The following is a 14,114-nucleotide window of genomic DNA, read 5'->3' as shown; positions in this document are numbered from 1 at the left end:
GGACTGTAATAGTTCCGCCAACAATTCCAGATAGGACTGTAATAATTCCGCCAACAATTCCAGATAGGACTGTAATAGTTCCGCCAACAATTCCAGATAGGACTGTAATAATTCCGCCAACAATTCCAGATAGGACTGTAATAGTTCCGCCAACAATTCCAGATAGGACTGTAATAATTCCGCCAACAATTCCAGATAGGACTGTAATAATTCCGCCGATGTTTGGGCAAATAATTCCGCAGGAGTCAGTAGCAGTACCTTCGATCGACTCTAAGGCCAACGCATTGCCGCCCAGGACGATCGCACCCACCGCCACACCAGCATCCCCCACACCCGCAGCTACACCCTCAACCCTCGATTCAGAAGACTTTCAACGCCGCAAAATTCCACCTCTAGACAATCCCGGTGTAGCAGCCGATCGAGTTTTAACCATCGATCAAAGTATCACCCGTCAATTACCCCCCAGCATCGTAGCATCAACACAACCACCAACCGTTAACCCTACTTCTAATTTAGTTCTGGGGTACGCCCCGCCTCCCGATCGACTTTTTGAAAGTAACGACATACAGGAAACAGTCTGGGGAATCGAAAAAATGAGGAACCAAGAATTTGGAGAATACCTGGGGGTAAAAGCCAACCTCCCAGACGAAAAAGTCTTGATTTCGACATTCCAACAAACTTTAAAAAATATCGAACAGCAAACCGGCAAGCGGTCTGGTATTATCTACATAGTCTCGCGAGAAGATCGACTGGAACTAATTTTAGTTCCTCCCGTGGGGCGGCCGATTCACTACAGCGTCCCAGAAGCCAACAGAGCAGCTCTTTTCCCCACCGTCCAAGAGTTTCGCAATGAAATCACCAATCCCGCAAAACGCGCTAGTACCACCTATCTAGCCGCCGCCCAGCAATTATATAAATGGGCGATCGCACCCCTAGAAAAAGACTTACAAAACTTAGGAATTCAGACTTTGTTACTGTCAGTCGATCCAGGATTGCGAAGCCTGCCCTTTGCCGCTTTGCACGACGGTAAAGGCTTCTTGATTGAAAAATACAGTTTTAGCCTAATTCCGAGTTTTAGTTCGACTAATACCGATTATAAAGCAGTTAGAGATGCCACAGTGCTAGCAATGGGACGGTCAGAATTTGTTGACCAACAGCCCTTGCCCAGTGTGCCGATCGAATTGCAGGCGATTTCCGCTCAGTGGCAGAGTCCATCTTTCCTCAATTCCACTTTCACTATAGATAATCTCAACTCGGAGCACGCCAAGGGAGGATTTCGGATCGTTCACCTAGCAACTCACGCTGAATTCAAACCGGGAAAAGCGAGCAATTCCTACATTCAACTGTGGAATTCCAAATTGCAGATCGATCGCATGGAGAGTTTAAATTGGCGCAATCCGCAGGTAGACTTGTTAGTATTAAGTGCTTGTAGAACTGCTTTGGGCGATCGGGAAGCAGAATTAGGTTTTGGAGGTTTAGCAGTAAAATCCGGCGCGAAATCTGCTTTAGGGAGTTTGTGGTATGTTGACGATGGAGGCACTTTGGGGCTGATGAGCGAATTTTACCGCCAGCTTCGAGGAACCACAACTAAGGCAGAAGCTTTGCAACTGGCTCAACAAGCAATAATGTCCGGTAAAGTGCGACTGGAAAACGGAAAGCTAGTAACAACAGCCGAGAAGTTAAATTTACCTGCTCATTTACAACAAGCAAACCAAAACTTTTCTCATCCTTACTACTGGAGTAGTTTCACCATGATCGGAAGCCCTTGGTAAGCTGCCATCTTTATCTTTGAGTCTCCGCTTCTTAGGGACGAAAGTTTCTACAGTAGGGGCAATGCCCGCTTGGGGCGGTTGGGGGGGTTGCCCCCTGAAAATCCCCAATTTCAACCGCCGAGTGCTCCAGGGGGTTTTGAACTCTATTTCTGCTTCATCACCACCAAAGTAATATCATCAAAAACCCTCTGAGTGCCAATATACTGCCGCACATCATCAATCACGGCTTCCCGAATTTCTTGGGCAGAGCGCTGACGATTTTCAACCACCATTTGCCACAACCTCTTTAATCCGTACTCCGCTTTATTAATATCGAAAGCTTCAGGAATTCCATCAGTATAAAGCACCACCACATCCCCAGGATTTAACTGCACTTCTGCTTGAGCAATAAACTCGCCAATCTCTTCTACTAAGCCAATGGGAAAGCCTAAATCCATCGTGTCTATGCGCTCCAATTTTCCATCAGCGCGCACCACAATCATTTCCTCATGTTGTCCGCTTAATTTCAGGACACCTCCGGCATAGTCTAAGATAGCTAGAGACATATTTCTAGAGGAGTCCATGCGCTTGAGATTGTCATAAAGAGTCTGGTTGAGGACATCCAAAAACTTCACTGGATCTGTTTCGTTCATTTTCTGAAGCGTCCTCACGGCTGTTTGTGCCATAATCATCAACACGCCACTTTCTAAACCGTGTCCGGTGACATCGCCAATGCTAATTTTTACTTTGCCATCTTGTTGCAATACATCGTAGTAATCGCCACCAACTTCGTCAGCAGGTTCCATAAAACCCGCTATTTCTAAGCCTTCAATTGCCTCTAATTCTGACTGTTTTGGCAACACCATTTGTTGCAGTTGTTGGACAATATCGAGTTCTGCACTCATGCGAACATTGTCTGCTTTTAATTTCTGATTGAGGGTGCTAATTTCTTGATTGGCTTCAGCTAGTTGAGCCGTGCGTTCTTGAACTTTATCTTCTAAGTTTTGATAAAGGCGAGCATTTTCGATCGAAATAGCTGCTTGGGAGGATAAAATTTTTAAGACTTCCAATCTATCTGGGGTAAACGCCCCGGTAGTCAGATTATTTTCCAGATACAGAATGCCGATTAGTTTACCTTGATTAATAATAGGAGCGCATAAGACTGACTTAGGCAGATTTTTTATAATATAGGGTTCGCTAGTAAAAACACCCTCTTTGGTAGCCTCTGATAGCACTACATCTTCCTGAGTTCTCGCTACATATTTTATCATACCTACAGGAAGATTATCGCTGCATTCAATCGGAATACTTTGCCAAACTTCTACTTGTTCTTTATCAACTTCACCTCTAGCTTCAATAGTTAACTTATCCTTATTGGATAAGACAAGAAAGCCTTTTTGTGCTCCGCCATTTTCCAGTAAAATAGTCATTAACTTCTCTAACAATTTGTTGCTCGCTATTTCACCAGCCAGAACTTGGGAAGCTTTGATAACTGTGGAGAAATCTAAATCTGAACTTCCTCCACTTGTTGAGGAGGCTTTAGCACTAGCAGTCATCTGCAAATCAGTTTGTTTATTTGCTGATTTCTTCGGCATTAACTGCGGATATTTCTGCTCTAAATCCTCTACTTTACGCTTAGCCCCCCAAATTTGGTAGCCATAATGCGCTTTTCTCATATAAAGTTTGGCAATTTCCTTTTTGCCTTTCCCTAACCAGAATTGGGCTGCTAGTTCATTACCTAAAGCTTCATTCTGAATATACTCATTTTCATGAGCTGAAGCAATTGCGCGATCGTACAAGTCCCATATTAATTCTATTTCTTTACCAGTAATGCGAGCAATTTCCGCTTCAACCAGTAGATATTTGTGCAGGAAGTTTTCATGACAATTATCTGCCCAAATTTTCATCTTCTGTTGATTGACTTTTAAAATTTCCTCATATTCCTGCTGTTGCGAGTTGGTAGCAGTTGGGTAAAGAGCCGTTAAAATTAAAGAATAATACATATAATGGTCGACTTGACTGGGCATTCGTGAAATAAAAACGAGAATTTCGTCGCTTTTTTTTGCGGTTTTCAGAGCATTTTTATAATCTCCATATAGGAATAAAATTTGTGTTTTAAATAGGTTATACGGCACTATTCCCGTCATAAAAGTTTTTTCCTCCCACATTTGGAGGCACTGATATTCGTCAAAATCCTCATCGCTAAAAGAAAATTTGTCCTGGGTTAATCCCTGTAAATTTAAGATAAAATACTGATATAATTGCTGACTACCAACCAAAGCAGAATTTTTGATTTGCTTGTTAAACTCAAGATATTTGTTAGACTCATCAAGAATACTGTCAAAGTTTTCCCCAGCTATAATTCTTTGGAGAACCAAATGGTAAGAAGTATAAGCCGCCCAAATATCTCCAATTTCTACACCTATTTGGTAGCCATTTCTAAGAATAGGAATACCTTTTTTAAGATGGCTTCGCCAGGGATTAATATGAGCACCGAACATCTCGCGAACTTTGCAAGATAAACTAGCATTATTAAACTGATCGGCCAGCTTCATGCCTAATTGACCAAATTCATAACCAACCTTATAATCAACTAATCTTGGATCTCCCATAACTCCCCAGTAAGCATATCCATGAGCCGAGTGCTCGGAGTTGCCGTGTTCAATAGAAAGATTGACCATTTTGAGTGAGCACAAAGCACACAAGTCTTGGTTAGTAAAATAAGTAGGTCCAGTAATATTTTCTAAAAGCTTCATACAGGCTATTATTTCTGACTTAATCATCTTTGGTGCATCAATTAGCTCTGTTATCTTGATTCTTTTGAGACTAGCTCTGTATAACTGTAACTCTAATTCAAATTTTGACAAAATTTCTGCTTTATTAGCAGTCGGCAAACTGACTCCCAAAGTTTTTAAGGCGTCTGAACCTATTTGTATAGCTTCTAAATATTTGCCTGTATTATCATATAAAATTACGCGCATATTCTGAATTTCTGCTCGTTCTAAATTAGAGTGAGCCTGAGTTAATATCAAATCAAATAACTCTTCGGCTTTTTCAAAGTTCCCGCAGAGATATTCACATTCAGACCGTTCTCGATATAAACTAAAGGTCAAATCATAATGCTCTTGCCAAGCATCTCCCGGCAACATCTCTATTCCCGTAGTAAAATATTGCTCTAAAGCAGCGGCATAAGCCGTTGAAGCTTTGGCTTTTTTCCCGGCCTCTAAGTTCAATCGTGCTAATTCCACCCGTTCCGATTCATCAGTTATCAATTCCCAAGCTAAGTTTAAATGATCGACTATTTCAAATATTTTTTCCGGTAGTTCTTCAGCAGATACATTGGCTAGCAACAGCCGCCCAATTTGAAGATGAACCGCTTTTTTCTGATTGTCATCAATCAGAGCATAAGCCGCTTGTTGTACCCGGTCATGCAGGAATTTATAATCTTGAATTAATAGATTTTCATCTAACTCTGATGTCGGCAAGATGAATCCGGCCTGAACTGCCGCACCTAGGTCGGGAAAAATTACCTCTTTTGGTTTTTCACTAACGATCGCAAGAGTGTTTAAGTAAAAAGAAGCACCTATACAAGATGCTAAACATAAAACCTCCTGTGTGAGCGTCGGCAGTTTTTTTAACTTAGCTATCATCAATTCTACAACATTATCGGTAATATTTTGTGCCTCAATTTGGTCAATATTCCACTGCCAACTATGCTCCTGGAAATCAAAAATTATCATGTTTTCCGCGTACAGGGTTTTGAGAAACTGATTGACAAAGAATGGATTACCACCTGTTTTCCTCATCACCAATTCTGCCAAGGGTTTTACCGAATCAGGGTCGCTATATAATGTATCGGCAATCAGTTGGCTAATATTTTCTAGTTCTAAAGGTGCTAAGGTAATATAATTGATAGTGGCTCCATCTTTGAGCAATCCATCCAGCGTCATCATCAAGGGGTGCGTTGGGCTAACTTCATTATCCCGATAAGCTCCCATTAAAAACAGATATTGCATATCTGCATCTGTCATCATCAGTTCAATTAACTTGAGTGTCGCGGAGTCAGCCCACTGCAAATCATCCAAAAATATGACTAAAGGATGCTCTTTTGTGCAAAAGGCTCGGATGAAGTTACCCAAGACAATATTAAATCGATTTTGTGCTTCGGTTGCCCCTAATTCTGACACTGGAGGCTGCTTGCCGACAATCAGTTCCACTTCGGGAATTACATCAATAATCACTTGACCATTGACACCAAAAGCATCTCTAAGTTTTTCTCGCCATTGTTCAAGCTGTATTTCACTTTCCGTTAATAGTTGCCTCACTAATCCCTTAAAGGCGCCAACTACAGCGTAGTAAGGAATACTCTTTTGAAATTGATCAAATTTGCCTGCGGTGAAATAGCCACGCAGTCGGGTATTTGGTTTGTGAATTTCGGCTATTAGAGATGATTTGCCAATACCAGAATAACCCGCCACCAACATCATTTCTATTTGGGATTGGGGATTGTCCGCTACTCGCTCAAATGCTTTTAGTAGTGCTTCTACTTCGGCTTCGCGTCCGTAGAGCTTTTGGGGAATTTGAAACTGGTCGGAAATGTCTTGAGTCCCTAAAGAGAAATCAGATATATTTCCTGTGGTTTGTAACTGATGCAAACATTCTGCCAAATCATTTTTTATTCCGAAACCACTTTGGTATCGCTCCTCAGCGGTTTTTGCCATCAGTTTCATTACAATATCTGACAGGGCATGGGGAATTTCTGGATTAACTTGATCAGGAGAAATTGCCACTTTAGCAATATGACAATGTACTAACTCCAGGGCATCATTTGTTTCAAAAGGAAGTTGTCCTGTCAGCAACTCATAAAAAGTGGCACCGAGGGAGTAAAAGTCGGTGCGGTAATCTAAAGAACGATTCATTCTTCCTGTTTGTTCAGGTGAAATATAAGCTAAAGTACCTTCTAAGACGTTAGGATTTTTTAGGGTAGGATTTTCGCGACTTAATTGAGTAGAAATACCAAAATCTATAATTTTGAGTTTCCCGATTTCTGGGTTGAAAACAATGTTGCTAGGGTTAATATCTTTGTGAACAATATTCGCAGCGTGAATACTGCTTAGAATTTCAGCCGTTTTAATAGCAATGCTCAGAAATTCCTGTAGGGGCCATACTCCCCTGCCTGAGTCCCTACGCTCATTCATCAACTGTTTTAAAGATGACGCGCCAAAATCCTCAAGGATGATACACAGGGTTCTCTGATAGGGTTTTAATTCATAAGCTTTAATTACTCCATCTAGATTCAGATTTCTGGTAATTTCATATTCCTGCTTATAGCGAACCAGTTCGGAGGGGGTAGGATAGTCTTCTTTGAGGAATTTAAGGATGACGGCTTGGTTGTCCTGTTGGCGGATGCCTCGATAAACGGTGGAGTTGGTACTTTCGTAGATTTGAGTGAGAATTTGGTAGCCGTTAATCTTGATCATTTTCAGGTTTCAATGATAGAAGAAAATGTTATTAAAGATAGTCAGCAATCATTATGGGCGAGCGCACTGATCTATTATAGTAGCTGAGGATGCTTTGATACCCATGCTAAAGGTGAAATCTTCACATTAATATACTGCCGCACATCCTCTATCACAGATTACCTGATGGCAATAGCAGGTAACTTTCATTACCTGCTAATTTACAACAAAAACAACAAGAGTTTTCCGCTCTTTATTGCTGGAGTATTTTCACGGTGATATTTTTTTTGTAAGTCCCATATTTTCAGTAGCAAATCTGTTCGTTCAAGAATTATCTCTAACCCGCAGATGCTCTATCTAGGGTTGATTTGTCTCGGATTTGGCGCCGCAGTTCCGTAATTGACTCGACAGCCGATGTTGAACAAACTCGAACTGCACTCAAGAGGGACAATCTGCTGATCGAGGAGGGCGCTGCAACTGACATACTCGTCGTTATTAGTATCTCTTACCATACATTCGATCGGCTGAGCTCCCGATCGCGCCGACCAACTCTTCATACCTACGACTGCAATCATATGCTGCCAGTAGAAACCAAATAGCAAAACTCCCAAAAGTACAGCAACGGCTAATCCTGCTTTCAACTTCCAACTATTAAGGACATTTCCCAAACTATTTTTCACGTTTTCCACCCCAGAAAGTGAGCTTTCGCTAGTTGTTTCTGGAGTAGTCAAGTTTGTTTGTGTTTGTTCTGCTGGAATTTCAGACATAATGTATCTCCTATGATTGCTGGGATTTGGCTAAGCTGGCAGTTGCCATCGCTATTGCAAACTTTATCAAATTTTAGCAAAACTAGCCAGTACCGACAACAGATTCGGGTACCACTGCCGGGGAAGTATGTATATTCACCAAGTGCGATGGCGATTTCTATGCCTTTTGAGGTATTGCCCAATTCGCGTTAGCGGAGTCCTCGAAGAGGAGCGGCTATTTTGCACCGGGCGCAATAGAATAGTTGGTGATGTTCTAGGAAAACGGATCAAGTGAATCAGCTTTTTTACGAACCGCAGAGAGCGCAGAGGGCGCAGAGAAAGAAAAAAGAGAGATATATTGACTTTTACGAATCATTTAGGGTTTCGATAGCAGTTCTAATAACTCAGCTTCCGAAAGTAGTTTTACTCCCAAAGATTGAGCTTTTTCTAATTTAGAACCCGCATCTTCTCCCACAACCACATAATCTGTTTTAGCGCTCACAGAATTTGTGACTTTACCGCCTGCTTTTTGAATTAAATCTTTAGCTTCATCTCGTTTCAAAGTGGGCAAAGTTCCCGTCAGCACGAAAGTTTTGCCTGCAAGTTGTAAATTTGTGCTGGCTAAATTGGAATTTTTTACTTCTGACTGCAATTGCAAGCCGACAGTTTTCAATCGTGCAATTAAACTTTGATTTGCAGGTACTCGAAACCACTGATAAACAGCTTGAGCAATTTCCGGCCCGATGCCGTAAACCCCCTCAATCGATGCCGCCGATACCGCTGCTAACTCTTCCACATTGGCAAACCTTTCTGTCAGCAATTGAGCGTTGACTGTGCCGACGTGGCGGATGCCCAATCCGTAAAGTACGCGGGAATAAGGTTGATTTTCCGATTGGGCGATCGCACTTACCAACTTTTCTGCTAACTTCTTACCCATGCGTTCCAAACTCATCAATCTTTCCGCAGTCAAATCGTACAAATCCGCCGCAGAATGCACCAGTTTGCTATCAACCATCTGCTGCACCAACTTTTCCCCAACACCGTTAATATCCAGAGCATCCCGGCTGCAAAAATGAATCAGGGAACCCCTCAAAATCGCCGGACAAGATGTATTGATGCAGCGAGTAACGGCTTCCCCCTTTTCCCGAACCACAGGCTGTTCGCATTCGGGACAGCAACTAGGCATTTGGAAAAGTTGAGCATTTTGGGGGCGAAGTTCCGGCAAAACTCGCACAACTTCTGGTATAATTTCCCCAGCTTTTCTAACAATTACAGTATCGCCAATGTGGAGATTTAGGTCGGAAAGTCGATCGCTGTTGTGGAGAGAAGCCCGCGAAACCGTCGTCCCAGCCAACTGCACCGGTTTGAGTTCCGCTACAGGCGTCAGAGCTCCGGTTCTCCCTACTTGTACGGTAACAGCTTCTACTATTGTAGGGACTTCGGCAGCGGGATACTTCAGGGCGATCGCCCAACGCGGAAACCTCTGAGTAAAACCCAATTGTTTTTGCAGCAAAACAGAATTAATCTTAACAACAACCCCATCCGTCATGTAAGGCAAATTCCGCCGCTCAGTATCCCAATATTCGTAATACTCCCGAACCTCATCCAAAGAATAGCAAATTTTCCGATTGGGATTCACCTTGAACCCCATTCTTCGCAAAAATTCCAACGAATCCCACTGCGTCTTCTCCTCGTTAGCCTCATCTAAATGTAGAGTATAAGCAAAGAAATCCAACCTGCGCTTATCCACAATTTTAGAATCCAACTGCCGCAGCGTACCCGCAGCAGCATTGCGAGGATTAGCAAACAATTGTTCCCCCGCTTTTTCCCGTTCCCGATTAATTTCCTCAAACACAGCTAAAGACAAAAAAGCCTCTCCCCGCACTTCCACAACAGGCGGCGGATTATCTAAATTGAGCTTTAAAGGAATCGAACGAATAGTCTTGACATTTTGAGTAATTTCCTCTCCGGCGATGCCGTCTCCCCGCGTCGCACCGCGAACTAAAACCCCATTTTCATAGGTTAATGCTAAAGCAGAACCGTCAATTTTCAACTCGCAAACATATTCAGCAGTTAATTGTTGATTATCCCCTGCTACCCTTTGCCAGCGTTCCTGCCATTTAGCAAATTCCTCAAAATTAAAAGCATTTTCCAAACTGTAGAGAGGAATATTGTGTTTGACGCTAAAAAATTGAGTAGCAGGCTGTTCTCCCACGCGCTGAGTCGGACTTTCCGCAGTAATTAATTCAGGATAATCTGATTCTAATTCTTGCAACTGGCGATAAAGTCGATCGTACACCTCATCTGGCATAATCGGCGCATCGAGAACATAATAAGCATAGCTAGCTTCCTGTAGCTGCTGCCTCAATTGTTGAATTTGCTGCTGAATTTCTGCTGCCATATCAATTTAAGGTTTTCGATTTGCGATGTTAAATTTTTGATTATAACTCTTCATTTTAGCTCAAAAAAAAGGAGCAAGCAACATCTATGCTGCCAGAGCGATTTTAGATTTGAGATGATTAATGTCAATTTGAGTTAAAAAAAGAGCCAGAAACTAGAAAATCAAAACTTATCCTAATTATAACCCCGCCCAAAAACGGATACTTGCGAACGACAGGAGTCGCCATCCGCCCAAAATTTTCGATCCTAGTTCAAGCTGCCAGATTCATCTGTGGAGTAAATCTAAAATCCTTCGACGCTCGCGCTCGCCGAACGTCTCACGCCGAAGTTTAAAATCTCAAATCGACTGACTCGCCTTTATATCTGCCGAATTCGGCGCGTAAATCATTACAAATTCAAGTCGGTAAAATCCCCAAATTTCTTGTTTTCCCCGGACATGACTGGTTGAAGATTCTCACTATTTTTTTCGCCGTTAAAGTGGCCATTAACGGGGGATGTGATTGATTCTTGAGCGTTTGTCTTGTTGGAAGCGATCGGTTCAGCGTGTTCTACCTGAAACACGTTAGCGTAGAGGTTGGCAATAATCTGTTTACCTCCCTGGGTCAATTCCAAGTAGTTCAAAGCTGCTGGAATGTAGGGAAAAACTCCGTTCCAATAAAACTTGGCATAATTTTGTCGCAAATCTCCCGGAGACTTGTAGCCCAATATCTTATTAGTGCCGACTTCCTCAAATTCGTAGAACAGGGCACTTATTTTTCGCAGGTAATTGGGGTCGCTCAATTGACCGATCAAATCGGCGGCCCTAGCGAGTCCCGAATAATTGTTTCTGTCTTGATGAGTTTCGCTAGCAGGAACTGGGAAGCGAGTCAATTCAATATTGCGCTTGATTTGTTCGGCATCAATTAATGTGTGGCCGCCGAAGCGTTCGTCAATTACGAGTTTTCCTCGATCAACATGATAAGCAGTTAAACTGGCAGAAGTGGCGCCGATCGGCACAGAAACCATGCGCCCGTCAATACCCGTAGCGTAGAGTCCGACAGCTTCTTGGTCTTGGCGGCAAACACCTTTCACGTAGCCGATATCGTGGCACAGCAGCGAGATCAGGTAGTGCAGCCAATCTTCCGGCGACACTCCCCCTTCGCGAATATGCTTGCCACGGAGAATCTCTTGTCCCACCAAAGCCACGAGCATTGTATGTTCCACATTGTGGTAGAGAGCATCGCAGTTAGCGATATTTTCCAGAGCCATAGTCCCTGCCCAGGCGATAATTTCCGGGTAGTCAGGCTTGTACTTGCCGTAGGTGCGACGGTAGCCGGCCTGCAGCTCTTGCACAAAAGCGTCAATCAGGATAGCAGTTGCATTGAACATCATAAATTCTCTCACTCAGGCTGTAGTTACAAACTTGATCGAAAATATCTTGCAATACTTCGGACATTTTTTGATTGCGAACCGTAGAATAAGGGTTTCAAGGCGATTCGGCAATCGAGCTACTTTCCGGTAAATCGATGGTTTCAGACTACTAACTAAAAACAGTCCGGACTATGGATCTTGCATAGCTGAAAAAATAATCAATGGGCATTCCAGCAGGTTTGACCCCTCGGCGTTGAATGTTAAATTTCAGCTAGTCTTGTCAGGTCAGAAAATTGCTCTTTTGGCTATCCTTCCCAAGATAACCTAATTTCCCAAGCATCCGAAGCAACAGAGTGATTTTTCAGAATTAAATTTTGGTGAAACAATTTACATCGTTTCATCGACTAATTATTAGAAGTCCTAGGTTTGGAACTTATGAACAGTCTGTTTCGGAGTCTCTCCACTGCTGCCCTTGGCACTCGGCGGTCGATCGCCCCACAATACCTAGGATTGTTTGCCTTCACGGCTGTTTGCACCGCCGCACCGGCTTTGGGTGCCGAGCGAATTTACGTAACTTACGGGCCGCTAGAAGAATCAGTTCCCATCGAATCCCTGGCACTCTTTGCCAAAGAAGGCATAATAGACTCGAACTTGGACGGCTTCGCTCAGTACGCCGAAAAAGCACAGCTAGCGGAGATTCGCAGCGCCCTGCAAGCGAAAGCTGACATCAGCGAGGTGACTATCGCCCAATTCCTCTACACGCCTCAAGGAGAAGTGCTGCTGAGACGCTTGGGTAGACTAATTCAAACCAAAGCTCGGCAGCCGGGATTTTATGCCATTCGAGCCGCCCTGATTTTAGCAGCCTCGGATCCAGAAGGCCTGACAATCGTCAACGTGCTGCGGAAATTCCCCACTTACGGCATCAGGATTGACATCGCCCGCGGCTTGGCTATCGCCAACGAGCTGACATCGCTGATCAACCGTTCCAATCAGACGATCGCCGGCATCGCCCAGTTGTCGGAAGCACAAGCAGCCTTAGAACCGACCATACCGCCCGCCCTAAGGCTGCAGCCCCAGCTACCGGGCCCCTATACTTGGAAAAAATCATCGGTAACTCTGACGAGTCCGAATCGCGATCGCACCTTTGATATGGACATTTACCTGCCGCAAGGCAGCCCGCAACCGGCCCCAGTCGTAGTAATTTCCCACGGTGTAGGTTCCGATCGCCTTTCCTTCGAGTATTTAGCCAAACATCTAGCCTCCTATGGCTTTGCCGTCGCCGTCCCCGAACACCCCGGGAGCAACGCCCAACAAATCCAAGACTTAATAACAGGTAGAGCCAATGAAGTAGTAGAACCAGCAGAATTTGTCAACCGCCCCCTCGACATCAAAGACCTGCTCGATTATTTAACCAAACTTTCTACAACCGATCCTGCCTACCAAGGCCAGCTCGACTTGGAGCGAGTCGGGGTCATCGGTCAGTCTTTCGGTGGCTATACGGCTTTAGCATTAGCCGGGGCGGGGATTAATTTTGCACAGCTAGATAAAGACTGCCAGCTCGAAAACGAGACTTGGAACCTCTCGCTGCTGTTGCAGTGCCGCGCCCGCAGCCTAGAGCGCAAGCAGTACAATTTCGGCGACCCACGAATCAAAGCTGCGATCGCTGTCAACCCGGTCGCCAGCAGCATTTTTGGAGAAACAAACCTCAGCAAAATCCAAATCCCAGTCATGTTAATCGCAGGCAGCGCCGATACCGTCGCCCCCGCTTTGCTGGAACAAATTCAACCGTTCACTTGGCTGACATCGCTCAACAAATATCTGGTAGTGATGAACAACGGGACTCACTTCTCAACGATCGAGGATTCGCCTCAAAGCGTATTTCTGCCACCACCACAGGTCATCGGGCCCGAACCAGCTTTAGCCCGCCGCTACCTCAGCGGACTCAGCCTAGCTTTCATGGAAAGCTATTTGAACAACAAATCAAATTTTCGCCCGTATTTGGATCCCTCCTACGCTTTAAGCATCTCCCGAGACACTCTCGGACTGAGAATTTTGCGATCGCTCACCCCGCAGCAACTCCAGCAGTTCAGCAGTGGTCTACCTCCTCGCAGCCCGGCCTCTCCACCTGCCCTCGCTCCTGTTTCTCTACCTTCTCCACCTCCGATCGCTCCCGTTCGTTAGGGTTGAGGTGCGCCGAAGATCACGCTGTCATATCTTTTCGCGCGGGGGCGATCGCCTCTCTGGTTTCATCAGCTTTCCTAATCGCAGTCATCAGTTTAACTGTCGCTCAACCCCTTTACAAACGTTAACGATACCGTTAATAATAGAAATATCATCCGAACATTGACAACCAAATACAGCAATCATAAAACCATGACAACAACCTTACAGCAGCGCGAAAGCGCCAA

Annotated in this window: 7 protein-coding genes; 2 read left to right on the top strand and 5 right to left on the bottom strand. The window is 44.2% G+C overall.

Translation table 11 applies throughout. The features are described from left to right. The coding region (locus QUA40_RS24500; protein WP_333130709.1) for a hypothetical protein at nt 1-331 on the bottom strand (331 nt) is incomplete at its 3' end. Between QUA40_RS24500 and QUA40_RS24495 the strand changes: the two genes are divergently transcribed. Continuing rightward, nucleotides 285-1,772, top strand: a complete 1,488-nt coding sequence (locus QUA40_RS24495; RefSeq protein ID WP_333130707.1) for a CHAT domain-containing protein — start codon at nt 285-287, stop codon at nt 1,770-1,772. The two genes, QUA40_RS24500 and QUA40_RS24495, sit on opposite strands and share 47 nt — an antisense overlap. Before the next feature lie 143 nt (nt 1,773-1,915). On the opposite strand, the gene QUA40_RS24490 is transcribed toward QUA40_RS24495, so the two are convergent. From QUA40_RS24490 to QUA40_RS24475, 4 genes are all read right to left on the bottom strand, one after another. Continuing rightward, the gene (locus QUA40_RS24490; RefSeq protein WP_333130705.1) at nt 1,916-7,231 is read right to left on the bottom strand and encodes an AAA family ATPase; all 5,316 of its coding nucleotides are present in this window, start codon (nt 7,229-7,231) and stop codon (nt 1,916-1,918) included. A 332-nt stretch (nt 7,232-7,563) separates the two neighbouring features. Then, nucleotides 7,564-7,977: a hypothetical protein gene (locus tag QUA40_RS24485; protein ID WP_333130703.1), complete on the bottom strand. Its 414-nt coding sequence runs from the start codon at nt 7,975-7,977 to the stop codon at nt 7,564-7,566. A gap of 355 nt (nt 7,978-8,332) precedes the next feature. Then, nucleotides 8,333-10,357, bottom strand: coding sequence for an NAD-dependent DNA ligase LigA (gene ligA, locus QUA40_RS24480; protein ID WP_333130702.1), 2,025 nt, complete (start codon nt 10,355-10,357; stop codon nt 8,333-8,335). A gap of 386 nt (nt 10,358-10,743) precedes the next feature. Then, nucleotides 10,744-11,724 (bottom strand): Npun_R2479 family HD domain-containing metalloprotein, encoded by a 981-nt coding sequence (locus tag QUA40_RS24475; protein ID WP_333130711.1) that lies wholly within the window; start codon nt 11,722-11,724, stop codon nt 10,744-10,746. A gap of 417 nt (nt 11,725-12,141) precedes the next feature. Here QUA40_RS24475 and QUA40_RS24470 point away from each other — a divergent pair, with 417 nt between their 5' ends. After that, nucleotides 12,142-13,887, top strand: a complete 1,746-nt coding sequence (locus QUA40_RS24470; RefSeq protein WP_333130700.1) for an alpha/beta hydrolase — start codon at nt 12,142-12,144, stop codon at nt 13,885-13,887. Nucleotides 13,888-14,114: the final 227 nt, after the last annotated feature.

This window comes from Microcoleus sp. Pol11C3 (assembly GCF_036701485.1).
Taxonomy (GTDB): Bacteria; Cyanobacteriota; Cyanobacteriia; order Cyanobacteriales; family Microcoleaceae; genus Microcoleus.
This window is presented reverse-complemented; position numbering and strand designations above follow the sequence as displayed.

Excerpts from the sequence above, each read along its gene's own strand:
- QUA40_RS24475 (WP_333130711.1), bottom strand. The coding sequence starts at position 11,724 with ATGTTCAATGCAACTGCTATCCTGATTGACGCTTTTGTGCAAGAGCTG.
- QUA40_RS24470 (WP_333130700.1), top strand. The coding sequence starts at position 12,142 with ATGAACAGTCTGTTTCGGAGTCTCTCCACTGCTGCCCTTGGCACTCGG.
- QUA40_RS24490 (WP_333130705.1), bottom strand. The coding sequence starts at position 7,231 with ATGATCAAGATTAACGGCTACCAAATTCTCACTCAAATCTACGAAAGT.
- QUA40_RS24485 (WP_333130703.1), bottom strand. The coding sequence starts at position 7,977 with ATGTCTGAAATTCCAGCAGAACAAACACAAACAAACTTGACTACTCCA.
- ligA (WP_333130702.1), bottom strand. The coding sequence starts at position 10,357 with ATGGCAGCAGAAATTCAGCAGCAAATTCAACAATTGAGGCAGCAGCTA.